This window comes from Bacillus sp. FSL W7-1346, assembly GCF_038593335.1.
GTDB lineage: Bacteria > Bacillota > Bacilli > Bacillales > Bacillaceae > Bacillus > Bacillus altitudinis.
Window position 1 is genome coordinate 734,402 of sequence record NZ_CP151988.1, and the last position, 25,740, is coordinate 760,141.

23 protein-coding genes are annotated in these 25,740 nt (G+C 43.5%); 15 read left to right on the plus strand and 8 right to left on the minus strand.

Annotated features, from left to right (window positions below; genetic code table 11):
* The first annotated feature begins 164 nt into the window (after positions 1-164).
* Complete coding sequence (locus NST09_RS03650; RefSeq protein WP_035391394.1) at positions 165-1,595, plus strand: DASS family sodium-coupled anion symporter; 1,431 nt, start codon at positions 165-167, stop codon at positions 1,593-1,595.
* Here the strand turns inward: NST09_RS03650 and NST09_RS03655 are convergent.
* The gene (locus NST09_RS03655) at positions 1,527-1,931 is read right to left on the minus strand and encodes a hypothetical protein (protein WP_057078346.1); all 405 of its coding nucleotides are present in this window, start codon (positions 1,929-1,931) and stop codon (positions 1,527-1,529) included. The two genes, NST09_RS03650 and NST09_RS03655, sit on opposite strands and share 69 nt — an antisense overlap.
* 91 nt (positions 1,932-2,022) lie before the next feature.
* Between NST09_RS03655 and NST09_RS03660 the strand changes: the two genes are divergently transcribed.
* Positions 2,023-2,250: a hypothetical protein gene (locus NST09_RS03660; protein ID WP_017360415.1), complete on the plus strand. Its 228-nt coding sequence runs from the start codon at positions 2,023-2,025 to the stop codon at positions 2,248-2,250.
* Here NST09_RS03660 and NST09_RS03665 read toward each other — a convergent pair.
* The gene (locus tag NST09_RS03665; RefSeq protein ID WP_008344182.1) at positions 2,231-2,710 is read right to left on the minus strand and encodes an Hsp20/alpha crystallin family protein; all 480 of its coding nucleotides are present in this window, start codon (positions 2,708-2,710) and stop codon (positions 2,231-2,233) included. The genes NST09_RS03660 and NST09_RS03665 overlap by 20 nt on opposite strands.
* A gap of 65 nt (positions 2,711-2,775) precedes the next feature.
* Between NST09_RS03665 and NST09_RS03670 the strand changes: the two genes are divergently transcribed.
* Complete coding sequence (locus NST09_RS03670; RefSeq protein ID WP_008344180.1) at positions 2,776-3,033, plus strand: hypothetical protein; 258 nt, start codon at positions 2,776-2,778, stop codon at positions 3,031-3,033.
* Positions 3,034-3,039: 6 nt separating this feature from the next.
* Positions 3,040-3,273, plus strand: coding sequence for a hypothetical protein (locus tag NST09_RS03675; RefSeq protein ID WP_008344178.1), 234 nt, complete (start codon positions 3,040-3,042; stop codon positions 3,271-3,273).
* A 35-nt stretch (positions 3,274-3,308) separates the two neighbouring features.
* Here the strand turns inward: NST09_RS03675 and NST09_RS03680 are convergent, their stop codons facing one another.
* Both NST09_RS03680 and NST09_RS03685 read right to left on the minus strand, forming a co-directional pair.
* Positions 3,309-4,700: an amino acid permease gene (locus NST09_RS03680; protein WP_008344176.1), complete on the minus strand. Its 1,392-nt coding sequence runs from the start codon at positions 4,698-4,700 to the stop codon at positions 3,309-3,311.
* A 178-nt stretch (positions 4,701-4,878) separates the two neighbouring features.
* Positions 4,879-5,952: a glycosyltransferase family 2 protein gene (locus tag NST09_RS03685; RefSeq protein ID WP_017366794.1), complete on the minus strand. Its 1,074-nt coding sequence runs from the start codon at positions 5,950-5,952 to the stop codon at positions 4,879-4,881.
* Between the two features lie 133 nt (positions 5,953-6,085).
* On the opposite strand from NST09_RS03685, the gene NST09_RS03690 reads away from it, so the two are divergent.
* Complete coding sequence (locus NST09_RS03690) at positions 6,086-7,978, plus strand: ABC-F family ATP-binding cassette domain-containing protein (protein WP_041506629.1); 1,893 nt, start codon at positions 6,086-6,088, stop codon at positions 7,976-7,978.
* A 27-nt stretch (positions 7,979-8,005) separates the two neighbouring features.
* On the opposite strand, the gene folE2 is transcribed toward NST09_RS03690, so the two are convergent.
* Complete coding sequence (gene folE2, locus NST09_RS03695) at positions 8,006-8,902, minus strand: GTP cyclohydrolase FolE2 (protein ID WP_331833185.1); 897 nt, start codon at positions 8,900-8,902, stop codon at positions 8,006-8,008.
* Between the two features lie 143 nt (positions 8,903-9,045).
* Between folE2 and NST09_RS03700 the strand changes: the two genes are divergently transcribed.
* Together NST09_RS03700 and NST09_RS03705 are read left to right on the plus strand one after the other, a co-directional pair.
* On the plus strand, positions 9,046-9,471 hold the full coding sequence (locus tag NST09_RS03700) for a MerR family transcriptional regulator (protein WP_019743924.1): 426 nt from the start codon (positions 9,046-9,048) through the stop codon (positions 9,469-9,471).
* A gap of 57 nt (positions 9,472-9,528) precedes the next feature.
* Positions 9,529-10,719 (plus strand): MFS transporter, encoded by a 1,191-nt coding sequence (locus tag NST09_RS03705; RefSeq protein ID WP_144610641.1) that lies wholly within the window; start codon positions 9,529-9,531, stop codon positions 10,717-10,719.
* A 50-nt stretch (positions 10,720-10,769) separates the two neighbouring features.
* On the opposite strand, the gene NST09_RS03710 is transcribed toward NST09_RS03705, so the two are convergent.
* On the minus strand, positions 10,770-12,323 hold the full coding sequence (locus NST09_RS03710) for an ABC-F family ATP-binding cassette domain-containing protein (protein ID WP_008343192.1): 1,554 nt from the start codon (positions 12,321-12,323) through the stop codon (positions 10,770-10,772).
* A 152-nt stretch (positions 12,324-12,475) separates the two neighbouring features.
* Here NST09_RS03710 and NST09_RS03715 point away from each other — a divergent pair, with 152 nt between their 5' ends.
* On the plus strand, positions 12,476-13,618 hold the full coding sequence (locus NST09_RS03715; protein ID WP_035391387.1) for a DEAD/DEAH box helicase: 1,143 nt from the start codon (positions 12,476-12,478) through the stop codon (positions 13,616-13,618).
* A 37-nt stretch (positions 13,619-13,655) separates the two neighbouring features.
* Here the strand turns inward: NST09_RS03715 and NST09_RS03720 are convergent, their stop codons facing one another.
* Positions 13,656-14,660 (minus strand): NADP-dependent oxidoreductase, encoded by a 1,005-nt coding sequence (locus tag NST09_RS03720; RefSeq protein WP_035391385.1) that lies wholly within the window; start codon positions 14,658-14,660, stop codon positions 13,656-13,658.
* Between the two features lie 121 nt (positions 14,661-14,781).
* A complete protein-coding gene (locus NST09_RS03725) occupies positions 14,782-15,159 on the minus strand; it encodes a YfmB family protein (protein ID WP_017366799.1) in 378 nt (125 codons plus the stop codon).
* A 222-nt stretch (positions 15,160-15,381) separates the two neighbouring features.
* Here NST09_RS03725 and NST09_RS03730 point away from each other — a divergent pair, with 222 nt between their 5' ends.
* From NST09_RS03730 to NST09_RS03760, 7 genes are all read left to right on the plus strand, one after another.
* Positions 15,382-15,729, plus strand: a complete 348-nt coding sequence (locus NST09_RS03730) for a general stress protein (RefSeq protein WP_007496775.1) — start codon at positions 15,382-15,384, stop codon at positions 15,727-15,729.
* A gap of 934 nt (positions 15,730-16,663) precedes the next feature.
* Positions 16,664-17,320 (plus strand): methyltransferase domain-containing protein, encoded by a 657-nt coding sequence (locus NST09_RS03735; protein WP_007496773.1) that lies wholly within the window; start codon positions 16,664-16,666, stop codon positions 17,318-17,320.
* A gap of 512 nt (positions 17,321-17,832) precedes the next feature.
* Positions 17,833-18,558 carry a GTP cyclohydrolase II gene (locus tag NST09_RS03740; RefSeq protein WP_017360404.1) on the plus strand — a complete coding sequence of 242 codons (726 nt, stop codon included), beginning with the start codon at positions 17,833-17,835 and terminating at the stop codon, positions 18,556-18,558.
* Positions 18,559-18,590: 32 nt separating this feature from the next.
* The gene (locus NST09_RS03745; RefSeq protein WP_017360403.1) at positions 18,591-19,394 is read left to right on the plus strand and encodes an SUMF1/EgtB/PvdO family nonheme iron enzyme; all 804 of its coding nucleotides are present in this window, start codon (positions 18,591-18,593) and stop codon (positions 19,392-19,394) included.
* A gap of 4 nt (positions 19,395-19,398) precedes the next feature.
* Positions 19,399-21,156, plus strand: coding sequence for a WD40 repeat domain-containing protein (locus NST09_RS03750; protein ID WP_048002284.1), 1,758 nt, complete (start codon positions 19,399-19,401; stop codon positions 21,154-21,156).
* A 281-nt stretch (positions 21,157-21,437) separates the two neighbouring features.
* Positions 21,438-22,520, plus strand: coding sequence for a bifunctional diaminohydroxyphosphoribosylaminopyrimidine deaminase/5-amino-6-(5-phosphoribosylamino)uracil reductase RibD (gene ribD / locus NST09_RS03755; RefSeq protein WP_046527040.1), 1,083 nt, complete (start codon positions 21,438-21,440; stop codon positions 22,518-22,520).
* Positions 22,521-22,636: 116 nt separating this feature from the next.
* Positions 22,637-25,672, plus strand: coding sequence for an exosporium glycoprotein BclB-related protein (locus tag NST09_RS03760; RefSeq protein ID WP_342493361.1), 3,036 nt, complete (start codon positions 22,637-22,639; stop codon positions 25,670-25,672).
* Positions 25,673-25,740: the final 68 nt, after the last annotated feature.

A 25,740-nucleotide genomic window follows, 5' to 3' on the forward strand; every position in this document is an offset into this window, starting at 1 on the left:
TCTCCTATGAAAATAGACCAAGACATGAAGTGGAAATATGAATTAAGACACAACTGCTGTTTAAGGATATCTTCATTTTTTCTTATGATTTAAAGGATTTTTTATGTGATCATCGAATGTGAAAAATTAGAAAAAATTAAAAGCGTTTTCATGAAGGAGGAATTGTGATCGTTTATAAAAAAGTGAATCTAACTGGACTTGTTCTTGGACCAATCTTCTTTTTGCTTATTTTTTTGCTCATTCCAGAAAGTGAATTGACCTATGCAGCGAGAGTGGTACTTGGCATTACAGCATGGACTGCGACATGGTGGGTCACAGAAGCTTTGCCTATACCGGCGACCTCTTTATTGCCCATCATCCTTTTGCCAACACTTGGCGGGCTATCGATGGAGCAAACATCAAGAGCTTATGGAGACCCGATTGTTTTTATGTACATGGGCGGATTTATGATTGCCATTGCTATTGAAAAATGGAATTTACATAGAAGAATGGCTTTACATATTTTAAACATCATTGGCACAAGAAGTGACCGCATTGTATTAGGGGTTATGATAGCAACGGCCTTTTTATCTATGTGGATTTCAAATGCAGCCACAGCACTGATGATGCTGCCTGTGGCACTGGCTGTGATTAAAGAGGTGAAGGCGAACGATATTTTGTCAGGTGCATCTCTTGACCGATTCAGTAAAAGCATCCTATTATCGGTCGCTTATTCAGCCTCTATTGGCGGACTGGCGACACTCGTTGGGTCTGTACCAAATGCTGTTTTTGCGGCGATGTCAAAAAAGCTGTTAGATCGAGAAATTATGTTTTTTGAATGGTTTTTGTTTGGTTTTCCGGTGGCGGCTGTTCTGCTTATTCTCTTATTTCTGTATTTGACCAAGATACAGTTCAAGGTAGAGCACACAGGGGAAATGGGAGCAGCGTTTATACGGAAGGGTTTAGAGGATTTAGGCAAAATGAAACAAGAAGAAAAATGGGTTTTTGCTATTTTTCTTATGACGGCTTTTTTATGGATCTTTAAGATCTTTTTGTTTGGCGGGCTTCCTGTCTCGGATACGTCGATCGCAATTTTTGGGGCGATGCTGTTATTTCTCATTCCAGCGACAAATGGAGAGAGAATACTAGAATGGCAGGATATGAAGCAGTTGCCATGGGGGCTTTTGCTTTTGTTTGGAGGCGGGCTTTCGCTCGCTACAGGATTTGCGGAAACGAATCTAACAGGATGGATCGGGGAAAATTTACAGCATTTAAATGGGCTGTCTTACCTCATGCTGCTGATTATTTTAACGGCTTCAATTTTATTTATGACCGAAATTATGTCTAATACAGCAGTTGCGAACATGATCATTCCAATTACAGTAGGGCTTGGACTTGCAATTGGCATGGAGCCGTACGGCTTAATGGCTGCGGCTGCGTTAGCTTCCTCATGTGCGTTTATGTTGCCAATTTCCACACCGCCAAATGCGGCTGTCTTTAGTGCAGATGTGCTGAAAATATCTGATATGGTCAAGGCTGGTTTTTGGCTAAATGTGATCAGTATTGTAGCGATTGTGCTTGCGGTTTATTTCTGGCTGCCGGTCGTGCTGAGATGAAGACTTTGATCGAATGGAGACTTTTGGTGTTTTTGTTTCTTTTGGCTTCGGTACTGAAGCTGCCTTTTTGAGGTGCGGGTCCTTTGGCGTGTAATAGGTGGCTCCAATGTTGAGTCTGCCTTTAAGCTGATCAATGGAAAGCTCACCAAACTCTAAATGGTAGTCAATTTTGTCCACATGCAGTGATTCAATGTGAATGTGCGTATCCTCCGAGACAGGCGGAGCAGGTGCAGACATTTTCTGCTCAAGAGCGGTGAGTCTTTTTTCCAGCTCGACGACAGATGGGGATGGACTGGATTCAGTTTTTTTAAAGAGTGATTGAATGAAATGTTTCAAGTGGACCACAACCTTTTCTTTCGCCTTGCTCTAGTCTATGGAAAAGCTACCAAGTATATACTTATAGAGATACATGAAAGGGGAGAAGTGCATGCTGCCTACACGCATTCAGATTACCCATATGAAGACGAATACGATTGGTACAGGGTCCTCGATGACATTCGGTTCGACGATCGTACGAAATCACTGCTCGACGATCAAAAGAAACAATGGTTTTGGTGAACAAAATGCCGATGGCGTGATCACGATCTTGCCGATTGAAACGATTGATGATCGTGATCTAATAGACGCAGTCAGTATCAATATTCGTCATCTATGATTATCGCAGTTGCTTTTCCTTCATCCTTTTGCAAGCGAATGTATAGTACGCCGTCTTTAAAGGCCGCATTCATTTGACCAAGAATCATATCTGGGAGCCGAATTTTTCTTTCAAACGGACCATACTTTCCTTGTTTTTGGCGAAAATCCTGTTCGTTAAAAAAGGAAAAACGCTGTCCTTTTACAACTAAATATTCACCATATGACAGCACCTGAACATCTTCCTTCCGGTAGCCAGGCAGATAAATTAAGTACTGAAATTCAGTAGGGGTTTCCACAATGTCGACTGGTGGAAACGATGCATCTGTTCCTCGCTGATCTTGCTGCGAGAATGTAAATGGAGACGGACCATTTGCCATAAAGGGAGATCTTTGCTCATCATCGAATATCATTTTCCAAAAATCATCTCCATGCATTTGCTGGGCAATGTCCATCCACTGCTTCATTTTTTCGAAGTCCATGTGAAGACCTCCTGTTAACATACTTGATGGGTGCTCGCATATACCTATAAAAAGGAGGTTTATCTGTGGTTCAACCAACTCCGTATATCAATATTAATATTTTCATGTTAAAAATTAATTCCTTTGAAAATGCGTCGGCGGTGAATGTCGGACAAAATTTGTTAGCAGAGTGGCAAAACTCAGATAAAAAAAATCAGGGGTACGGACAGAATTTTGGAGATGCTAGCGGTTTTGTCGGAACAAAGAGCCATGTAGATGATCGAGATCAAGTGGACTCACCTGCCTCTTTTTCGCCAGCAGCTAAACCTATTCCAAGGAAGTGATGTGTGATGTTATTCTCACCCTCAGTCGTCAATGTCGGTGCTTTTAAAATCAATGCAATGGATCGGGGGGCATCACTGACGCTAGGACCTTATCAGCAGATCGATTATTTTCTCTCGATGAAATTGAACCAAGGTTTTGGTGAGGACAATGGAGATTGTTCACCGCTTGTCATTCCGATTTCAAGCGTACTCGATCCAGATATGGTGGACTCGAATTCAGTGAAAAACAGTGTGATTTAAACAAAAAAGAGACCGGGATTCCCCGTGTCTCTTTTCTATTGTGTTTGATTCAGATGGCTTTTGCGTCTTGCGTAGGTAAAATACACAACGACACCAATGGCTACCCAGATGAGGAAGGCTCGCCATGTCTCCCATTTCAGTGTGGCAGCCAAGATCATACAAATGACCGCACTAATGATGGGAAGAACAGGAACAAAGGGTACTTTAAACGCTGTTTTCATATTCGGATGTTTTTTCCGGAGTATGATCACAGCGATCGAGATCACCGTAAAGGCCGCAAGTGTACCGATGCTGACTAAATTAGCAAGTGTTGATAAGTTGACGAAACCAACGATACATGCCGCAACAGCGCCTGTCAGCCAAGTGTTGGCAACCGGTGTCTTCGATTTTGGATGAACGTTTGAAAAGATTTTTGGCATGAGTCCATCTCGGCTCATGGCAAAGGTTAAACGAACCTGAGCGTAGACAAGTGCAATTAACACGGTCGTAATCCCAATAATAGCACCTGCCGATATAATACCAGCGACACTATTCAGTCCAACCACTTGTAAAGCAAAAGCGACAGGGTCACTGACATTCAGTTTCGTATAGTGAACCATGCCGGTTAAGACAAAGGACACCCCGATGTATAAAATTGTACAAACACCGAGCGCGCCAATAATTCCGATTGGCATCGCTTTTTGCGGGTTTTTGACTTCTTCTGATGCATTAGCGATTGCATCAAATCCAAGGTAAGCAAAAAAGACAGTTGCCGCTCCTGCAATCACGCCATGGAAGCCCATTGGCATAAAAGGTGTCCAATTTTCAGGTTTAACGTAAGCAAAGCCTGAAATGATAAAGAGGAGGACAATGGCAATTTTGATGAGCACAATGATGTTATTCAGCTTCGTGCTCTCTTTTACGCCTCTTGAGACAATAAAGGTAATGAGTAAAATAATGAGTGCGCCTGGCAGGTTAAAGATGGCCCCATCAGCGGCTCCGGGTGCAGCCGATAAAGCCTTCGGTATGTGCAGACCAAATCCACTGAGCAGTGATTGAAAATAGGATGACCATCCGCTTGCCACAGCAGAGAGCGCAACAACATATTCAAGCATTAAATCCCAGCCCATTAAAAAGGCGAGGAATTCTCCAAGTGTTGCGTAAGAATACGTATAGACACTTCCTGACACTGGAATGGACGAGGAAAATTCAGCGTAGCAAAAAGCAGCAAGGGCGCATGCGATCGCAGCCAAAATAAAAGATATAATAATCGCAGGTCCCGCATCTTTCGCAGCCGCAACCCCCGTTATCACAAAAATTCCAGTCCCGACCACACAGCCAATGCCAAGCAAGATTAAATCAAATGTATTCAAAGAACGGCTCAGCCGCTTCGTTTGACTTTCAAGCATGAGCTGATCGAGAGACTTTTTTCTAAATAAAGAACTCATGTTGACCTCCTAATGGATAAATCTTTTCGTAAGACGAATGTTAGTATATGCGTAAATGACAATTTAGTCAATTGGTTGAAAAACGCTTTAAATCACTAAAGTATTAAATGTCACAAAAGTCTAATGTGTATTAAAAGACATCCGCCGTCATTGACAGGCGGATGTGATAACAGGAGATTTACGTTTCTTCAGCAAATATTTTTTCATTGTACAGCACACTCGGATGTGTTGGGTAATGGGCTGAGGATGCAAGATGATGGGTTTTCGCTTGAGCCAAATCACCGAGCTGATAATAACAATAGCAAAGCTGAAGGTGAGGATACCATGTTTTATATTGTGTCAGTGTAAAGGCTGTTTCGATTTCAGGCGCTTTCAGTGCCTGCTCATACCAATAGATCGCTGCTTTGTGTTTATTTTGTGCTTTGAAATGATCCCCAATCCGGCAGCAAAATTCTGGACGGGGCTGATCATATAAGAAGGATCGCAGTAAGGAGGATAAGGCGGCTTCCTCAAATCCGACTGCATAATAGCAGTCAGCTAAATTTTGGCATGTGCGAATTTCATCCTCAATCCAGCATTGTTTTGTGGCTAAAAATTTGTGATAAAAGCGAATCGCCTTCACATGCTGCTTGTTATCTCGTAATTCATTGGCGAAGTAAAAGAGATCACGAGGTGTCATCTCTTCGCCTTTTGCAAGCATGTTTTCATAAATGCGCAGATTGCGTCCGGGCTCTCCGGCGGTTGTTTTCTTACGCTTTTGATGGGTGACGGCGATATCAGCGGGAAAAATGTTGCCATACACTTGAAGGAATTCATGAACGGCCCCATACCACTGAAAGTTCAAGGCACGCTTGACGAGCCGATTTCTTCTATATTTAAAATTCACCTGACCGTCCTCACTAAATCCAACGTGGTAAAACATCGAGACGGCATCTACTGCGGGATCTAGCGTCTGTTTGAGCTGAAGCAGTTTTTGCCGGTCCTCTTCAAGTAGGACATCGTCGGCATCCAGCCATAAGATATACTCTTTTGTCGCATGGGAAAAAGCGAAATTGCGTGCTTTTGCAAAATGCTGGACCCATTCAAAGTCGAGCACCTTCGCTGAAAAGGAGTGAGCAATGTCCTTTGTTTGATCCGTTGATCCTGTATCAACAATGATCATCTCATCTACAATGTCTTGAACAGAAGACAGGCAGTCAGCCAAAACCTCCTCTTCATTTTTCACAATCATACATAAACTAATGGTTATCATCTTTAGATCACCTCTTCATAGTGTATCGAGCATCAAAAGGAAACATTCTTTTCAGCAGCGGTTTTTTTTAAAACTAGTTTTCTGCTACTGGCTGATTTAAAATAAAGGAAGAATCTATGTAAGGGCTGATAAAATGAGTTTATTGAATGTAGAAGGATTATATAAAACCTATGGCGAAAAAACGCTGTTTGATCATATCTCTTTTCATATAGAACCAAAGGAACGCATCGGGTTAATTGGACCGAATGGAACAGGGAAGTCAACGCTTTTAAAAGTCATTGCAGGACTTGAATCATTTGAGGAAGGCGACATCACAAAGGCAGGGACACTTGATATCGAATTTCTCGAGCAAGATCCTGAAATGAGCGGGGATGAAACGATTCTCGACTATATTTTTTCAGGAACAGCACCAATGATTCAAACAATGAAAGCCTATGAAAAGGCGCTGGCTGATTTAGAGCATGATCCACAAAACGAGGCAAAACAAGAAGCGCTTATGCGTATGCAAAATAAAATGGATCAGGACGACGCATGGGATGCGAACCTTTCGGCGAAAACGATTTTGACAAAGCTTGGCGTCAAAGATGTGAGCCGATCTGTTCATGCGTTATCAGGCGGACAGAAAAAGCGTGTGGCGATCGCCAAAAATTTAATTCAGCCTGCAGGTTTGCTGATTTTAGATGAGCCGACAAACCATCTAGACAACGCAACCATTGAATGGCTTGAAGGATATTTGAGTCAATACAGTGGGGCTGTCATTCTTGTCACCCATGATCGTTATTTCTTAAACCGTGTCGCCAATCGGATTTATGAATTAAATCAGGGGCAGCTTTACACATATAAAGGAAATTATGAAGTCTTTTTAGAAAAAAGAGCGGAACGAGAAGCAGAAGCTCAAGTAAAAGAAACGAAACGTCAAAATTTGCTTAGACGTGAGCTTGCATGGTTGAGAAGAGGGGCAAAGGCTCGAACGACAAAGCAAAAAGCACGTATCGGCAGAGTGGAAGAGCTGAAGGATCAAAAGGGACCTGATGCAAAGGGAGAGCTTGATTTTGCGATCGGTTCTCACCGGCTTGGAAAACAAGTGATTGAGGCAGAAGAGATCAGCATCACATTTGCTGGTCAAACCCTTGTGGATCAGTTCAGCGATTTAGTCGTGCCAGGTGATCGCATCGGATTTATCGGACCGAATGGAGTGGGCAAAACAACTTTACTCAATTGCCTAGCGGGTAAAATAGAACCGACGAACGGACAATTGACCATTGGACAAACAGTCCGCATTGGCTATTACACGCAGGACCATAACGAAATGAATGAAGAGCTGAATATCATTGATTACATTAAAGAAACAGCTGAAATTGTCAAAACGGCAGATGGCGTCATTGTGACAGCAGAGCAGATGTTGGAGCGATTTTTATTCCCTAGATCCATGCAGCGCACGTTTATCCGCAAGCTGTCAGGGGGAGAGCGCCGCAGATTGTATTTATTGAAGGTTTTGATGGAAGAGCCGAATGTTCTCTTTTTAGATGAGCCGACGAACGACTTGGATACAGAGACACTGAGCATTTTAGAGGATTATTTGGAGCAGTTCCCAGGCGTAGTCATCACCGTGTCGCATGATCGTTATTTCTTAGACCGAGTCGTCCATCGTCTGCTTGTGTTTGAAGGAAATGGACGTATTTCACACTTCCAAGGTGCTTACAGCGATTACATGGAGCAAGAAAAAGAACAGAAGCGGACAGAGACAAAACCAGCTGAAAAACAAGTAGAAGCTGCACCGAAAAAGAGGAAAAAACTATCCTATAAGGACCAGCTTGAATGGGATGGGATTGAAGATCGGATACAAGCTTTAGAGGACAAACACCAACAGCTCGAAGCCAGCATTGCAGAGGCTGGCAGTGATTTTGGGAAAATTCAAGAGCTGATGGACAAGCAAAAAGCCGTCGCTGAAGAATTAGAACAAGCGATGGATCGTTGGACAGAACTGTCGATGATGATTGAAGAATTAGAAAGTAATGAAAAATAAAGGTTATCAAAAAACTGTAGAGACGATCTACAGTTTTTTTTGATAAGAACATTTGGCATAAGCATCGTGCTGATGAATGGATTCTTCATTTCGGCACTCAATTTGAAAGCCTTTGATCCAGTTTTGTTCGTACAACTCTGCCGCAATTAATCTCGCAACATCCTCTACAAAACGTGGATTTTCATAGGCCTCTTCTGTCACTTGTTTTTCATCTGGTCTTTTGAGTACAGGGTAAAGGGGCGCACTCGCATTAGACTCGATGATCTGCAGTAGATCTGCTTTCATGTCGTCAGGGAGTTGACCTTGTTCAAACAGCTCTACCTGAATCGATACAGTGCCACGCTGATTATGTGCGCCGTATTCACTGATTTCTTTTGAACAAGGACATAACGTTGTCACTTGAGCAGTGCAACCAATATGACAAATCCATCCGTTTTCTTCATGAAAGTGGATGTCATATTGCACGTCTGCATGCATCAAACCGGACTTTCCGCTGATGGGACTCTTTTTTTCCATGTACCACGGAAAGGAAACTTGAATCGAGGCAGATGGCTGATTCATATGCTTGGCAAGCTGTGCCGTCAATTCTTTTAAGGAATCCACATCAACCGGCTTTCCGCTCTCATAAAATGAGTGAAGCTGCTCGGTGAGACGGCTCATATGAATGCCTTTTTGATGAGCTGGCAAATATGTACTCAGCGTAAAATCAGCGGAAGAGGTTTGGTGCTGTGGAGCCGTTTTAGACAAAATATGTACAGGGTACGACACACGGCAAATTCCGACCTGTTCCAGATTAAAATAAAAGTCCTGTTCGGTTTGTTGGATGTCTATCATGTCCTCTTTTTGACAAGGTTTTGTTCTAGCGCTTGGCGGGACAGAACCGAATTGTGCGTGTCGTTCTTTTTTGGATGGAAATGAACGCATAGGGTACCTCCTTTAAAACGTAATTATTCCTATTTATTCTGCATCAAACCACAATAGAAATCAAGTGATCAAAAATTAACGTTTACGTTAAGGTCACAAAGGTGTATAATAAAACATGAATTGATGAGCAGGAGGCACTGGTGATGGAATGGATGAAAATTGATCAAGTGGCGAAAAGAAGCGGTCTGACGAAACGGACCATTCGTTTCTATGAAGAGATTGGTTTATTATCAGCACCAAAGCGGACAGAGGGCGGTGTCAGACTTTACTCAGAGGACGACATGGAAGAACTGGAGAAAGTGATGCAGGCCAAAGAAGTACTTGGCTTTTCTTTACAAGAGCTTCAGTCGTTTATGGAAATAGGAAAACAGCTTGAGCTGAATAAAGAAGGCTACTTGCTGTCGCTTGATCCGAAGGAACGATTAGAAAAGCTGTTAGATATTGAGACGCAGTTAACTGTGCAGCATCAATTGATTACAAAAAAGCTAGAAACGATTCAATCCTTTAAAAAGGATCTTGAAATGATGAAAGAAAGAGCGGCTCATGCCATTGAGCAATTACAAAAATAAACACCTCAGCGTGTTTATTTTATTTTGTTAAACAACTGTAGGAAAGGTTCTGATGGAATGCAGGAAGAAGAAGTATTAAAACAGCGTACGAGTCTGCTTAGACAGCCAAAAGCCGTCTGGGCGGTGGCCTTTGCTTGTGTGATTTCATTTATGGGAATAGGGCTTGTAGACCCGATTTTGCCAGCCATTGCATCGCAATTACATGCATCTCCAAGTCAGGTGTCTCTTTTATTTACGAGCTATTTGCTTGTCACCGGCTTTGTGATGTTTTTTACCGGTTTTATTTCTAGTCGTATTGGTGCCAAATGGACGTTATTATTAGGACTCATCTTTATTATTGTCTTTTCTGCTTTAGGCGGTACTTCTTCAACCATTAATGAATTAATTGGTTTTAGAGGCGGATGGGGCATTGGGAATGCCTTATTTATTTCAACGGCATTATCAGTAATTGTCGGTGTGTCTGTTGGAGGAAGTGCGAAAGCCATCATCTTATATGAGGCGGCACTAGGTCTTGGGATTTCTGTTGGGCCGCTCCTTGGCGGTGAGCTTGGAACGATCTCTTGGCGCGGGCCATTCTTTGGTGTGGCAGTGTTAATGCTCGTTGCTCTTTTAGCCATTACCTTTATGCTTCCACCTATGCAAAAGCCGCAGAAAAAGGTGAAGTTATTTGAAGCTGTTGGAGCCTTGAAATATAAGGGGCTTTTAACGATGGCATCTGCTGCTTTCTTATATAACTTTGGATTCTTTGTTCTTCTAGCTTATTCGCCATTTGTGCTTCATCTTGATGAGCATGGTCTTGGCTACGTCTTTTTTGGATGGGGATTATTTTTGGCTGTGACATCTGTCTTCTCAGCGCCGGTCATTCATCGCAAATTGGGTACATTAACAGCTCTTGTTGTTCTCTTTGCTTCGTTTGCTGTGATTTTATTCGGCATTGGAATATGGACATCACATGTGGTCGTGGTCATTTGCGGTATTGTCATTGCTGGGGGAATCCTCGGCATGATCAATACGGTGCTTACGACGGCTGTGATGGGATCAGCTCCTGTTGAGCGTTCAATTGCATCATCTTCATACAGTGCTGTACGATTTATTGGTGGTGCGATTGCGCCTTGGATTGCGGGAGTTCTCGCTGAAACTTACACAGCAAGCACCCCTTATTATGTAGGGGCGGCAGTTGTTCTCTTAGGAATGGTCATCCTGCTTCTTGGCCGTAAGCATCTGGTGAATATCCAACCAGGTCATTAATAGAAAAAAGCCTCATATCTTTTGAAAAGATATGAGGCTTTTTTTTGTCGTTATAATACTTTGGTTGTCCAGGATTCGCAATTCCAAGTTTCAGTAGCCACATCTTGATAAAATTCAGGTTCGTGGGAAATCAATAGGACGCTGCCTTTATATTCTTTTAACGCGCGCTTTAATTCTTCTTTTGCATCGACATCCAAGTGGTTTGTCGGCTCATCGAGAACAAGCAAATTGGTTTCTTCGTTAATGAGCTTGCAAAGGCGGACCTTCGCTTTTTCACCACCACTTAAAACAGACACACGGCTTTCAATATGTTTTGTCGTTAAACCGCATTTGGCAAGGGCAGCTCTGACTTCATATTGTGTGTACGATGGGAAGGTGCTCCACACCTCTTCGATACAAGTGTTGCTGTTTTGCTCTTTTACTTCTTGCTCAAAGTAGCCAATATGCAGGAATTCTCCGCGTTCCACCTCACCAGAAATGGGGGAAATTTCTCCAAGCAGGCTTCGGAGCAGTGTCGTTTTTCCGATACCGTTGGCACCGTATAACGCAATTTTCTGCCCGCGTTCCATTTTTAAATTCAATGGACGAGAAAGTGGTTCGTCATACCCAATGACTAAATCCTTCGTTTCAAAAATCAATTTCCCTGATGTACGTGCAGGTTTAAAGTGGAATTCTGGTTTTGGTTTTTCCGCTGCTAATTCAATCATGTCCATTTTATCGAGTTTCTTTTGACGAGACATCGCCATATTTCGAGTGCTGACACGTGCTTTATTTCTCGCGACAAAATCCTTTAATTCAGCCACTTCTTGCTGCTGCCTTTTATACGCTGCCTCTAGTTGCTGCTTTTTCACTTCGTACACTTGTTTAAATTGATCATAATCACCAACGTAGCGCGTGAGTTCTTGATTTTCGACATGATAAATCAAGTTAATGACACTGTTTAGGAACGGAATATCATGTGAAATGAGGATAAACGCATTTTCATATTCCTGCAAATAGCGCTTCAGCCACTCAATATGCTGTTCATCTAAATAGTTGGTCGGCTCGTCAAGAAGAAGAATTTCAGGCTTCTCTAACAGCAATTTCGCAAGCAGTACTTTTGTCCGCTGTCCGCCGCTCAGCTCTGTCACATCACGATCGAGCCCGAGATCTGTTAACCCAAGACCTCTTGCAATTTCCTCTACCTTGGAATCAATGATATAAAAATCATTGTTCGTCAGGGCATCCTGAATGACGCCTACTTCTTCTAAAAGCTTTTCTAGCTCATCAGGATCTGCTTCACCCATTTTTTCGTAAATGTCATTCATTGCGGCTTCCATTGAGAATAAATAATGGAATGCATCTTGAAGGACTTCACGAATAGTTCTTCCTTTTTCAAGCACGGTATGCTGATCGAGGTAGCCGACACGGACATTTTTTGCCCATTCGACTTTTCCTGCATCTGGCTCAAGCTTTCCAGTAATAATATTCATAAACGTTGACTTTCCTTCACCGTTGGCGCCAATCAAGCCGACATGCTCGCCTTTTAATAACCGGAAGGAGACTTCGTGGAAAATGGCTCTGTCGCCAAAGCCATGACTTAAATCTTTAACAGATAATATCATTTTTTACACCTCAAATAGATTCAAAACGGCTAGTGCCTCTCATGATTATATCGAACTGTCCGGCTCGATAAAAGCATCAAAAGAAAAATTGCGTTTCAAAGCTGATTTTGAGATACTAAAGGATAGATTGAATGAGGATAAAGGAGATCAACATGACGGAAAATTGGGCATTTTTGAAAGAAGCAAAGCCATTTATTCAAAAGAACTTTGAAGCGGCTGGCTTTGAGAAGCCAACAGCGATACAAGAACAAACAGCAGAGTGGATTACGGAAAAACGCGATGTGATCGCAGAATCACCGACTGGAACAGGGAAGACCCTTGCGTATGTTCTGCCGCTTTTAAATAAAATTGATGTGAGTATCAAACACCCGCAAGTCTTAATCTTGGCACCTTCAAGAGAGCTTGTGATGCAAATTTTTGATGTCGTGCAAGAGTTCAAACAAGGTTCAGACATCAAAGCTATTTCCTTAATAGGCGGGGCAAATATCAAGAAGCAGCAGGAAAAGCTAAAAAAACACCCGAATATCGTGGTGGCGACACCGGGTCGCGTACAAGAGTTAATCAAAATCAAGAAACTGAAAATGCACGAAGTCAAAACGATTGTATTAGACGAAGCAGATCAGCTTCTTGTGCCAGAGCATATGAAAACGATCCAAGGGATCATTAAGTCCACATTAAAAGAAAGACAAATCCTTTGTTTTTCTGCAACATTGAAAGAAGAAACCGTTCAGCTGATCAAAGAAATGACATCTGAACCAGAAGTATTGAAAATTGCTAGAAGCGAGGAAGAAGCACAGAAAGTGGGTCACTATTATCTGTTATGTGATCAGCGTGACAAAGTGAAACTGCTGCAAAAGCTATCACGGCTTGAGGACATGCAGGCGCTTGTCTTTGTGCGAGATATTACGAATTTGAGCATTTATGCAGAAAAATTAGCGTATCACCATGTCGACCTTGGTGTGCTTCACAGTGAAGCGAAAAAAGCAGAGCGTGCTGTCATCTTAAAGGCTTTTGAACAGCGTGAATTCCCGCTCCTCCTTGCAACAGATATTGCAGCAAGAGGAATCGATATTGATGATCTGCCATATGTGATTCATGCAGATCTGCCAAATGAAGAAGGCTACATTCACCGTTCAGGCAGAACCGGACGCGCAGGAAAAGAAGGCGCAGTCATCAGTCTTGTCACACCTCAAGAGCAATCAATGCTGAAAAAAATGGCGAAAAAGCTGAATCTTTCGCTTGAAGAAATCGTGTATAAGCAAGGCCAGCTGCACCTTGCACCCAAGCAGGCATAAGAAAAGGACCCTCCATAATTGGCAGGGTCCTTTTTTGTTATGAAATTTTGACAAGTTGTTTTCCGACATTTTCCCCTTTGAATAGTCCAAGGAATGCATCTGGAATGTTGTCAAAGCCTTCAATGATTGTTTCTTTATATGTGAGTTTTTCTTCTTTTACCCATTGTGCGAGATCTTTTGCCGCCTCTTCAAAACGATCAGAGTAGTTGGCAACAATGAAGCCCTGCATCAATGCGCTTGTTTTAATGAGTTTTGTTTGCACACGAGGGCCAATGTCTTCGCTTGCACTAATGTTATAAGAAGAAATGGCGCCGCAGACTGGAATACGTGCAAAACGGTTCAAATGATTCATTACAGCATCAGAGATGTCGCCGCCCACATTGTCAAAATACACATCGACACCGTTTGGGCAGGCTTTTGCAATGGCGTCATCTAAATCATTTGTTGTTTTATAATTAATGGTTTCATCAAAGCCCAGTTCTTTTAAATAAGCCAGCTTATCATCAGATCCGGCAATTCCAACAACGTGGGCACCTTTGATTTTAGCGATCTGTCCGACAACAGAACCAACGGCACCTGCGGCTCCAGAAATGACAACCGTTTCGCCTTCTTTTGGCTGACCAATCGCAAGAAGTCCAAAATAGGCGGTTTGTCCTGGCATGCCCAAAATCCCTAAGTAATAAGATAACGGCGCAATGGATGGATCAATTTTTGTCAGAGACTCTGCTTTGGCAGTAGAATATTCCTGCCAGCCAAGGAATCCAAGTACAAAATCACCTTTCTCAAATTGAGGAGATTTGGACTCGACGACTTCTCCGACCACACCACCTTGAATGACTTCATTCAGCTTGAACGGAGGTGTATAGGATTTTGTATCTTGCATTCGTCCTCTCATGTAAGGATCTACAGACACATATTTCGTTTGAATCAAGACTTCGCCATCTTGCGGCGTTGGTATATCAACTGTTTCAAAATGAAAAACATCTTTAGTAGGTAACCCTTTTGGACGTTTTGCTAATTGAATTTGTTTTTGTTGACTCATGTCAAATCCTCCCTTTCACTTGCAACCTAGATTTACATTAACATGATGCTTCTTTTCGTTCAAAACATACGGTCTTTTCCAAGCACATACAAAAAAGCAGCCACCATCTAAAAGAAGGGGACTACTTTTTTTGAAGAGAGACAGAAAGGAGCGGCGGGAGACAACCAAACAGTTGATACTCATCCGCATCACGTTCTTTTAACAAATATTCATTTGCATTTTGCATGGAGGCTTTCATCATATCGTGCGTCACAAAAGGAAAAAGGATATTTAAATATGAGGACAACAGGTCTTGTGGATCTTGTTCGATTGACTCGATATCTCCAATGTTGATAATAATAGAAAAGAGATAATCGATGCAGATGTGAAAGTGCTGTTCAGCAAACAAAGTAAGCGGCTTTGCTTTTGATTCTTCAGGATTCCATTTTTGAAAAAGCTGTTTCACCAAATCACTGACAACCCATGCATTAAACTGCTGCTCAGCTGAAAAATAATACATCAGCTCCACCCCATTTCTAGCCTCCAGTATAAGAATTGTACAACAAATGACAAGGAATGAATACGATTTTTCAGAAAATTTAGTCATTTTTACAGTCTTTTTGTCAAAAATAAGTCCATAGACGCATTAAGTTAACAGAGTAAAAATGGATGTGCCGGAGGAGGGTTTAATGACAAAAGTGACGGGTAAAAGATTCGTAAGACGTTAAAGGAGGAATAATAAATGAAACCTGTTGTAAGAGAGTATTCAAATGATGAAACACTTCAAAGAGATGTGGAGCAATTAAAACAACTCGGTGTTGCAAGAGAGGACATTTATGTTCTGTCCCATGACGATGATCGAACTGAGCGTATTGCAAGCAATGCAGATGCCAATACGATAGGTCCAAAAGAAGTTGGACTCAAGCATGCGGTTGGAAACATCTTTAGCAAAAAGGGAGATGAACTCCGCAATAAGATTCACGAAATTGGTTTCTCAAAAGAAGAAGCTGAGACATTTGAAGAACATTTAGACGAAGGAAAAGTTCTTCTCTTTGTGACTGACCATGAAAAAGTGAAAAATTGGGCATAAACGCCATCGTAAAAAGCCTCTTACTTTTGTAAGGGGCTTTTTTTCATGCTGCGATAATTAAAATCTACCATCTGTCTTTTTCACTATAATAAGACAGGTTAAAAAATTGGGGTAAACAGTAAAATGTCTAATTGAAAATATAGAAATATCAAAGGATACCATCAAAAAAAAGAAAAAAGTAGTGAAAATATCACAAAAAACCATTCGGGAAATAATTATGATATCTTTATTTTTATCTCAAAATGAAATAAAAATCTTGTGTAATTTAGTAGATAAATTTCTTAGTTCTATTGGTTTAAGTTGTATTTTTGTGTAGAAATAAGTGTTTTAAGGTCAAAAAACCACGAAATATACCTGTATTTTCAATTAGAAAATCATTCTAATGTTTAGGAAATAATTTGTTGACAAAATAATCTAAAAACAATATATTTGGCTTAATCAAGTCATTATGGAATTAGTTGTTAAATTTTTGATAGGTGGATTTCAGGATCAATTCTGTAAATGATGATGCATTAAGACCTAAGGAAGAGCACTTCTGGGGCAAAGCGATACTGAAGAAATATCTATTAGACAAAAAGAAATGGATGATAGATAGCTTAGAATGGTAGATTCGTTTTTCTACTATGCCTATTTCTCAATGATATGATTCAGGGTATTCAGAGGATCATCATAAAGAAAACGCTTTCTAAACGCTGTTAAGGAGGTGAACCCATATGAAGAAAATGTACAACAAACTAAGGCGCTGTAACAGTTGAATGGCTGGGGTTGTATGTGAAGATGAGTGCTGAAAAAGAAGAGTGACATGTGGGATGCTTCTCTCCTTTTTCAGAAAATAGATTTCCTAAAAAATCCATCTTTCATTTTATCATAAGGCTTTTTGCTTGAAAACCACCTTTGTTAGGAAAGGTGATTGTGAATTGAAGGAGGTCACGTGATGAAAAAGGCTTTGTATCATGAAGACAGCGGGTTGTATTTAGAGAAAATGCGCATGGCTTTTCAAGAACACTATGAGCAAAGAACAGATATGTGGTCTACTGATCCATCATTAACAGACGCTGCTGTGATGTCTCTGAAGGCATGGCGTTCCAGGGAAAAGGATGCACTTGCTTCTGTGCTGGATATCGGCTGCGGGAACGGCAGGGCTCTTGAACATTTACAAGGACTGTCGGCATATACCGGCATTGATCTTTATGAACATGAGGAATGGCAAGGATTAAAGAAAAGAAAAGAGGTTCCTGTCCATTTTTATCATCAAGATTTTATGTCCTGGTCAATGGATCAAGGGCGCGAGCTGACGTTTGATCTGATTTTAGATCATGGCTGCTTTCACCATCAGCATCCTGATGACCACGAACGATACTTAAAGCAGATTTCCTCGCTGCTTCATGAAGGTGGTGTCTTTTCCCTTGTTGTATGGGGAGAAGAGTGGAAAACAGGCTTAATCGGAGAAGATGGACGCTTCCATTTTTCATTCTCAGATACTCAGCTTGGAGAAAAGATTTGTACATCAGGACTTGAGCTCGTTTCGATTACACCATTACAAGCGAAGGCTGGGATCAGCCAGCATCATGTCATTGCTGTCAAAATCTAGTGCAAAGGAGGATAAACGCGATGTTTGATGTGATGGTTCTTGGTGCATACCTAGGCGAGTGCTTCAATCAATGTAGCTGAATTGAAGTACGGACTATTCATCCAATCAAAGGGCACAACCGGATGACGTGCATTTGAAGGACCAGAGCTTCTAGTAAAGGAGAAAGCAGCTCGAAGCTAGCAGAGATATTCTTTTAGAGAAAGAGCATGTCAGTTTCCATTCAAGAATCATCAAATGGTGTTGCTCTCTTACAGAGAATACAGCGTATGAAGCTCGATTTCTGCTCCTTTGTACTGGACAAGTGACAGTCTAAAAAGAGTCTTTATGAAAGGTACTGATGGATGATTGGCATCGCACATCTATTCAGCCAGTATGACAGGAAATTTCTCCTGAGCCATGATTCTAGCTGGAACCGGTGCTCAGGGTGCAAAGGGAGTGCATACACATATTCATCACGCCATCACTGCGCTGAGAGAGTTCAATGGGGTGCAGTGATGAATAGGGGGAGACAAATGAACAAGTTTGTAGCTGAACTACAATCAATGATTCATCATTTTACATTTCAAGAAAAACACTATTTGCTCGTGGGGCCAGTGAACCTGCCGATCTCTATTGAACATGAAGAAGTGCAGTTTACATGGTATGCTTTTGCGTCTGTAGAAGCTGATACAACGCCAACGGTTGAGTCTATTGTACAAATGAGTACCGAGCAGCAAACATTTTCCTCTTGTCTCCTTTTTGGCGACTTTGAAAATGAAGTGCCGCCGCTTGTGCGAATTCATAGTGTCTGCCAAACAGGGGATGTGTTTGGGTCACTGAAATGTGATTGCGGTCCACAGCTTGCATCATCGCTAAAAAAAATCACCGATTACGGAAAAGGCATGCTTGTGTATATGGCCAATCAAGAAGGGCGCTCTATTGGGCTAATGGCCAAAGCCTTCACGTATAAATTACAGGAAATGAAACTGGATACATTTGAGGCGAACAGGTTGATCGGCTGCGGAGATGATGATCGGCATTACGAGGAAGCGGCGGCTGTCTTGCACTATTTAAACAAAGGGAAACCATTGCATCTTTTAACCAATAATCCAGATAAAGTCGATTCCATTGCTGCTTACGGTCTTCCGGTTTTACGGTTTGATCATACGGTAGAAGCCTCTCTCTATAATGAAGCATATTTAAAGGCAAAAGCAGCATCAGGGCATATGGTCGATGAGAAGAAATTAATTAATCAGTAGATGAGTTTATTTAAAGAAGGCGGGAGAAAAGCGTGAAACCTGATATCAATTGGATTCAAATCCCAAGCGGCTATGCGACGATTGGAAGTAATGAAGAAGATATGAAAAAGGCATCAGAATTTTGGAAGGACAAACTTCTCAATCCAGCCTATGGCCGTGAGAAAAAATTTCAAAAATGGCTGTACAAAGAATTTCCATCTTATCAGCCGTATATGAGCGAATTTTTCATCTCAGATACGGTCGTCACCAATGAATGGTATCAAAGCTATTGCGACGAGACAGGAAAGCCTTATCCAGAGAGCTTGACGAACCTAGAACTTGGCGGGGGGAAAGACCATCCAGCTTGGGGCATGGACATCGAGGAAGCTTTCTCATTTTGTCAGTGGCTGAGCGGGAAGCTTGGATACGAGGTATCGATCCCTACTGAGGAAGAATGGGAATATGCTGCCCGGGGCAATACGAGACATCAATATCCTTGGGGAGATGAGTTTAACCCCTCTTACTGTAATACACACGAATCAAATATTGAAAAAACGACACCTGTCCGTCATTACGAAAAAGGAAGATCTCTATTTGGACTATATGATATGGGTGGCAATGTCGAAGAATGGGTCAACACCAAGTATCACATATATGAAGGCGGAATTGAGGTTGTAGATGATTTAACCGAGACACTCGGCAGTGATTACTACATTTTAAAAGGTGGCTCCTTCGCAAGAGGCGGAGATTTATGCAGAGTCGCAAGAAGACACGGGAAACACCCAGACCCTGTTTTTCGATTTACTGGTTTTCGTGTAGTTACTCGTCAAAAACAACATATAAAGGTGGGAGTGTAAAACCATGCATAGAGGACCGATTACATCCGTTTTATCAACTCAGCATGACCAAATTGTCTACACAGGTGGCTATGACCGCTGTATTTATAAATGGGACCGTGCCACGGGAGAAGGAACATTCATTGGCAGTCACGAGCATATCATCAACTCTTTATCCCTTTCGGAAAATGGAACGTATTTAGCGAGTGCATCGTCAGACTATACCATTCAATTATATGATACTGGCACACATACAAGAATTCGTACGCTATATGGTCATGCGGATGATGTGGAAGCTGTCGCATTTGCAAAGCAGGATACGCTTCTTGTATCAGTGTCCAGAGACAGAAGATGCTTAGTTTGGGATATTGAAACGGGAGCCATTTTAAGAGAATTTCATGGACATAGCAAGGATGTATTAGCTGTATGGATTCATGAGGATAAAGCTTATACAACTGGTGACGATGGCTATGTCCTTGTATGGCTCTATGAAACAGGAGAAATTGTAGGTGAAATTGGCCCGTTTGATTATGAGCTGGATACGATCAGCGGCAGCAATCAAAAAGAAGTATTCGCCCTTGGCAGAGATGATGGCACAGTTATCATTTATGATGCCGCTACATTACAGGAGAAAAAAAACATTAAAGCTCATTTACAAGGTGTGAAACGTGTGAATTTTTCACCGAGCGGTAACTACTTGCTTACAGCGGGTTATGACCATCTAATTAAGCTGTGGAATTATGAAACCGGTGATTTAATTGATACGTTGCTGCCTCATAAATATCAATGGGAGCGCTCGCTTGTTTGGACAGAAGACGAGCAAGCCATTTTAGGAGCCAGCTTTGGGAAAACGTATTGTGAATGGTCCATTCAAGAAGGAAAAGTGATCTCTGATGAGCAGGAATTGGCGACACCTTCTATTAATGATATTGCGTTGACTGAAGCGGGTGATATTATCACTGCATCAGATGACGGAAAATTCAGAAAGAATGGAATCGAAATCGCAAAATCAACAGGTGTTCTCACAAATGGAGTGGCTGTTGCACGGGATGGAAGCTATTATGCATGGGGCGATCATGCGAGTCAGGTGCATATTGTACACGAGTCATTGCAGCAAATGGTCTCTTTTGATCTCAACACAGGTCCTGTCAATAGTGTGTATTTCCATGAGGAGGATCGTCAATTTTATATTGGCACTTATGGCGGTTATGTGCATGTCATTTCGACAGAACACTTAAAGGAAATCGGCCGTTCTAAAGCACATGATTGCGCAGTCAAAGCATTAAAGGTAGAAGGAGATCATATCATCACAGCGGCAGTTGAAGGAACCATCTGTCTTCTCGATAAAAAGAGTTTGTCCTTAACAGCAGAATATATCGGGGCGACAGAGCTGTTAAATGATGTATTTATTGATAGCAAAAGAGATCGTATTGCCATTGTCAGCCGGGATAAAAACGTCCGATTGTTTGATTTGCATACAGGCAGAATTTTAAATCAGCACAACGAGCATCAATATTCCATTAAATCCATCACTGTGACAGACTCTGGCTATATTGTGAGCGGAGACTATTGGGGGTATATTGTGGTCTGGAATCCAGAGCTAGATGTCAATACAGGTCCGATTCGAATTGCTAAGAATGGTATTAGTGCCATTAGACAACTAGGAAATGATGTGTATGCAAGCTCATATGACGGTGGTATTTATCATATTCGAGAAGATGGCACACATACGGAAGTACTGCGCTTATTTGAACAATTTCCGAAAGAAGTAATCTCTCATTAAGAAAAAGAATGTAAGCGGGGGATTCTCATGATAAGTGTTTGCAAGGAACATATGAAAAAAGGTCTGACTGTACTCAATTGTCCGCATGTGCTCCTCATTAATAAATATGAATGTCGCAAATGCTGTTTTTGTAAACAACGAGCATCATATAAACTGTTTTATTCCTTGCCTTACTATGATCGATCTGAAAAGAAACGGCTTGAGAAAGTATAGCACATGAGAATAGAACTCCTTCATTTTCTGAAGGAGTTCTTTCCCTTGAGAGAAGAAAGGAGCCCGAGATGAAAGATGATGTTTTTTATATGAAGCTGGCGATTGCCAACGCGAAGGCGATGAAAGGACAAACCTCACCCAATCCGCTTGTTGGTGCAGTGATTGTTCAGAGCGGTGAGATCGTTGGGATTGGTGCGCACATGAAGGCTGGCGAGCCTCATGCTGAAATTCATGCGCTACAAATGGCAGGAGAAAAGGCGAAGGGAGCTGACATGTATGTGACACTCGAACCTTGTACACATCACGGAAAAACAGGCCCTTGCACCGAAGCGATCATCAAAAGTGGAGTGAAGAAAGTGCTGATTGCCACCCAAGATCCGAATCCGGTTGTTGCAGGTAAAGGAATTGCCTTTTTGAAAAAGGCTGGAATTGAAGTGGAGCAAGGGATATGTAAACAGGAAGCAGATCGTTTAAATGCTCCTTTTTTTCATTTGATGCAAACAAACCTTCCTTATGTCATTTTAAAATCAGCTATTTCGATAGATGGGAAAATTGCCACGGCTGAGCAAGAAAGCAAATGGATCACTGGAATAGAAGCGAGAACAGAAGTGCAGCGCTTACGTCAAGAAGCAGATGCGGTGCTGACAGGAGTGGAAACGATTATTCAAGATGATGCCGGCTTAATTGTAAAGGATTCATTCAACCATCAGCCCATTCGTGTCATCTTAGATTCAACATTAAGGATACCGCTTCATGCCAAATGCTTAACAGATCATAGGGCAGAAACCATAATTTGTACATCACAAGATTATGATCATCAAAAGTATCAACAGTTGATACAAAAAGGTCATCAAGTATTTGTCACAAGCGGAGAACACCGGACAGATCTTCAGGCTGTGTTACACATGTTGAAGAAGCGCTCTGTGATGTCAGTGCTTGTAGAGGCAGGGGGCAGTGTGAGTGCGTCATTTTTAGAAGCATCACTTGTGAACGAAGCTGTTATCTATATGGCACCTTTATTAATCGGAGGGAAAGATGCACCTACTTTTTTTGAAGGAGAAGGTGTGAAAAAACTAAAAAAGGCGATCCGTCCAGCGGATATTGAATATAGTATGGTAGGAAAAGATTTAAAAATGACGATGACATTTTAACGATGGAGAGAGGTCCTTGCACGTAGAGTGCAAGGCCTTTCAAATTTTTTGATAAAAATAAAATTGTACATACACCTTTATCGATCATGATGAATACGATGGATTGGGGTGATTCTATGAGAAAATGTAGACAATGCGGAAAGATATACCCAACTCATTCGACAGACCACTACCAAAAAGGAAGCTGGTATGATGCGTATAAGGATGATGGCTGGGAATGTGATAGTTGTAAGAAAGGTAAATCAGACAAACCAAGGAAACCAGTAAAAAATCCATGCTGCGGAAAAGATCCTTGTGTGTGTGTCATTCAAGGACCGCCAGGGGGAAGAGGAAGGAGAGGCCCAGCAGGTCCGGCGGGTCCAGTGGGTCCAGTAGGCCCAGCGGGTCCAGCAGGAGCAACGGGCGCAACAGGCGCCACCGGTGTAGGCTTAACCGGTATCGTGGCATTTGATCCAGCGGATGCCCCAACCTATCCAGAAGGTCAAGTGGTGACATTTGATGGAAGTACGTATGTGGCGAATACAGCTTCACCAACAGGTACGCCAGGTACGTCTCCAGATTATACATTGTTAGCAGCTGCGGGAGATACGGGCGCCACGGGTGCCACAGGAGCCACAGGAACAGGAGCGACCGGTGCTACAGGAGATACAGGCGCAACCGGAGCGACAGGAGCCACCGGAGCAACGGGCGCAACTGGAGCAACAGGAACCGGAGCGACCGGTGCTACAGGAGATACAGGAGCGACCGGAGCGACAGGAGCCACCGGAGCAACGGGAGCCACGGGAGCCACAGGAACCGGAGCGACCGGTGCTACAGGAGATACAGGAGCGACCGGAGCGACAGGAGCCACCGGAGATACGGGTGCCACGGGAGCAACAGGAACCGGAGCGACCGGCGCTACAGGAGATACAGGAGCAACCGGAGCGACAGGAGCCACCGGAGATACGGGTGCCACGGGAGCCACAGGAACCGGAGCGACCGGCGCTACAGGAGATACAGGAGCGACCGGAGCGACAGGAGCCACCGGAGATACGGGCGCAACTGGAGCCACAGGAACCGGAGCGACCGGTGCTACAGGAGATACAGGCGCAACCGGAGCGACAGGAGCCACCGGAGATACGGGTGCCACGGGAGCCACAGGAACAGGAGCGACCGGCGCTACAGGAGATACAGGCGCAACCGGAGCGACAGGAGCAATTGGAGCGACCGGTGCAACGGGAGATACGGGAGCGACCGGAGTAACTGGAGCCACGGGTGCAACGGGAGATACGGGAGCAACTGGAGTAACCGGAGCCACAGGTGTAACGGGAGATACGGGAGCGACCGGAGTAACCGGAGCCACAGGTGTAACGGGAGATACGGGAGCGACTGGAGTAACCGGAGCCACAGGTGTAACGGGAGATACGGGAGCGACTGGAGTAACCGGAGTCACAGGTGTAACGGGAGATACGGGAGCGACTGGAGTAACCGGAGTCACTGGCGCTACGGGAGATACAGGAGCGACTGGAGTAACCGGAGCCACGGGTGCAACGGGAGATACGGGAGCGACCGGAGTAACCGGAGCCACAGGTGTAACGGGAGATACGGGAGCCACAGGTGTAACGGGAGATACGGGAGCGACCGGAGTAACCGGAGCCACAGGTGCAACGGGAGATACGGGAGCGACAGGAGCTACAGGTGCAACAGGAGATACCGGGGCAACCGGAGTAGGGTTAGCTGGTATTTTGGCATTTGACCCAGCAACAGCTCCAACCTATCCAGTAGGTCAAGTGGTGACATATGAAGGTGGAACTTATATCGTAAATACAGCGCCACCAACTGGCACACCAGATACGTCTCCAGATTATACGTTATTGGCAGCCGCAGGTGTGACAGGCGCCACGGGAGATACAGGAGCGACCGGAGTAACCGGAGCCACAGGTGTAACGGGAGATACGGGAGCGACCGGAGTAACCGGAGCCACGGGTGCAACGGGAGATACGGGAGCGACCGGAGTAACTGGAGTCACAGGTGTAACGGGAGATACGGGAGCGACTGGAGTAACGGGAGCTACAGGTGCAACAGGAGATACGGGAGCGACTGGAGTAACCGGAGCAACTGGCGCTACGGGAGATACAGGAGCGACCGGAGTAACCGGAGCTACAGGTGCAACGGGAGATACGGGAGCGACCGGAGTAACCGGAGCCACGGGTGCAACGGGAGATACGGGAGCGACTGGAGTAACCGGAGCCACAGGTGCAACAGGAGATACGGGAGCGACTGGAGTAACCGGAGCCACAGGTGCAACGGGAGATACCGGGGCAACCGGAGTAGGGTTAGCTGGTATTTTGGCATTTGACCCAGCAACAGCTCCAACCTATCCAGTAGGTCAAGTGGTGACATATGAAGGTGGAACTTATGTCGTAAATACAGCACCACCAACTGGCACACCAGATACGTCTCCAGATTATACGTTATTGGCAGCCGCAGGTGTGACAGGCGCCACGGGAGCAACCGGTGTCACCGGAGATACAGGTCCAACAGGAGCGACCGGAGTCACAGGCGCCACAGGTGTAACAGGAGATACGGGTGCAACAGGGGCTACAGGAACAGGCGCCACGGGAGCAACCGGTGCAACAGGCGCCACAGGTGCGACAGGATCAAGTGCGATTATTCCATTTGCATCTGGTACGCCAGCTGTTTTAACCACAATCGCAGGCGGTCTAGTTGGAACATCTAGCTTGGTCGGATTCGGTAACTCAGCCACTGGTGTCAGTATTGTAGGAGGAATCATTGATTTAACCGGAGCAGCAGGAACATTGTTAAACATGGCATTCTCCGTTCCAAGAGCTGGAACCATTACGTCATTTGCTGGCTATTTTAGCACGACTGCAGCCCTTTCTTTAGTTGGCACGAGTATTACTGTAACTGCTAGTCTGTTTGCTTCACCAACACCAGATAACAGCTTCACTCAAGTAGCGAGCGTTACATTGGCTCCAGCGTTAACCGGTGTTTTAACGATAGGGGCTATTACAAACGGTATCGCTACTGGTTTAAATGTACCAGTCACACCGCAAACAAGATTGCTTGTTGTATTCTCGGCAACAGCTACTGGTCTTTCCTTAGTGAATACTGTAGCAGGCTATGCAAGTGCTGGTTTATCCATCACGTAATAGGCACACAGGGATGACTCAATACTGAGTCATCCTTTTTTGTCTGTGTGAATTTTCTCTTAACTTCA

What these genes read in the sequence shown, in the direction of transcription:
- NST09_RS03660 (WP_017360415.1), top strand. Translation starts at nt 2,023, where the DNA reads ATGCTGCCTACACGCATTCAGATTACCCATATGAAGACGAATACGATT.
- NST09_RS03665 (WP_008344182.1), bottom strand. Translation starts at nt 2,710, where the DNA reads ATGGACTTCGAAAAAATGAAGCAGTGGATGGACATTGCCCAGCAAATG.
- NST09_RS03675 (WP_008344178.1), top strand. Translation starts at nt 3,040, where the DNA reads ATGTTATTCTCACCCTCAGTCGTCAATGTCGGTGCTTTTAAAATCAAT.
- NST09_RS03680 (WP_008344176.1), bottom strand. Translation starts at nt 4,700, where the DNA reads ATGAGTTCTTTATTTAGAAAAAAGTCTCTCGATCAGCTCATGCTTGAA.
- NST09_RS03685 (WP_017366794.1), bottom strand. Translation starts at nt 5,952, where the DNA reads ATGATAACCATTAGTTTATGTATGATTGTGAAAAATGAAGAGGAGGTT.
- NST09_RS03690 (WP_041506629.1), top strand. Translation starts at nt 6,086, where the DNA reads ATGAGTTTATTGAATGTAGAAGGATTATATAAAACCTATGGCGAAAAA.
- folE2 (WP_331833185.1), bottom strand. Translation starts at nt 8,902, where the DNA reads ATGCGTTCATTTCCATCCAAAAAAGAACGACACGCACAATTCGGTTCT.
- NST09_RS03700 (WP_019743924.1), top strand. Translation starts at nt 9,046, where the DNA reads ATGGAATGGATGAAAATTGATCAAGTGGCGAAAAGAAGCGGTCTGACG.
- NST09_RS03705 (WP_144610641.1), top strand. Translation starts at nt 9,529, where the DNA reads ATGCAGGAAGAAGAAGTATTAAAACAGCGTACGAGTCTGCTTAGACAG.
- NST09_RS03710 (WP_008343192.1), bottom strand. Translation starts at nt 12,323, where the DNA reads ATGATATTATCTGTTAAAGATTTAAGTCATGGCTTTGGCGACAGAGCC.
- NST09_RS03715 (WP_035391387.1), top strand. Translation starts at nt 12,476, where the DNA reads ATGACGGAAAATTGGGCATTTTTGAAAGAAGCAAAGCCATTTATTCAA.
- NST09_RS03720 (WP_035391385.1), bottom strand. Translation starts at nt 14,660, where the DNA reads ATGAGTCAACAAAAACAAATTCAATTAGCAAAACGTCCAAAAGGGTTA.
- NST09_RS03725 (WP_017366799.1), bottom strand. Translation starts at nt 15,159, where the DNA reads ATGTATTATTTTTCAGCTGAGCAGCAGTTTAATGCATGGGTTGTCAGT.
- NST09_RS03730 (WP_007496775.1), top strand. Translation starts at nt 15,382, where the DNA reads ATGAAACCTGTTGTAAGAGAGTATTCAAATGATGAAACACTTCAAAGA.
- NST09_RS03735 (WP_007496773.1), top strand. Translation starts at nt 16,664, where the DNA reads ATGAAAAAGGCTTTGTATCATGAAGACAGCGGGTTGTATTTAGAGAAA.
- NST09_RS03740 (WP_017360404.1), top strand. Translation starts at nt 17,833, where the DNA reads ATGAACAAGTTTGTAGCTGAACTACAATCAATGATTCATCATTTTACA.
- NST09_RS03750 (WP_048002284.1), top strand. Translation starts at nt 19,399, where the DNA reads ATGCATAGAGGACCGATTACATCCGTTTTATCAACTCAGCATGACCAA.
- ribD (WP_046527040.1), top strand. Translation starts at nt 21,438, where the DNA reads ATGAAAGATGATGTTTTTTATATGAAGCTGGCGATTGCCAACGCGAAG.
- NST09_RS03760 (WP_342493361.1), top strand. Translation starts at nt 22,637, where the DNA reads ATGAGAAAATGTAGACAATGCGGAAAGATATACCCAACTCATTCGACA.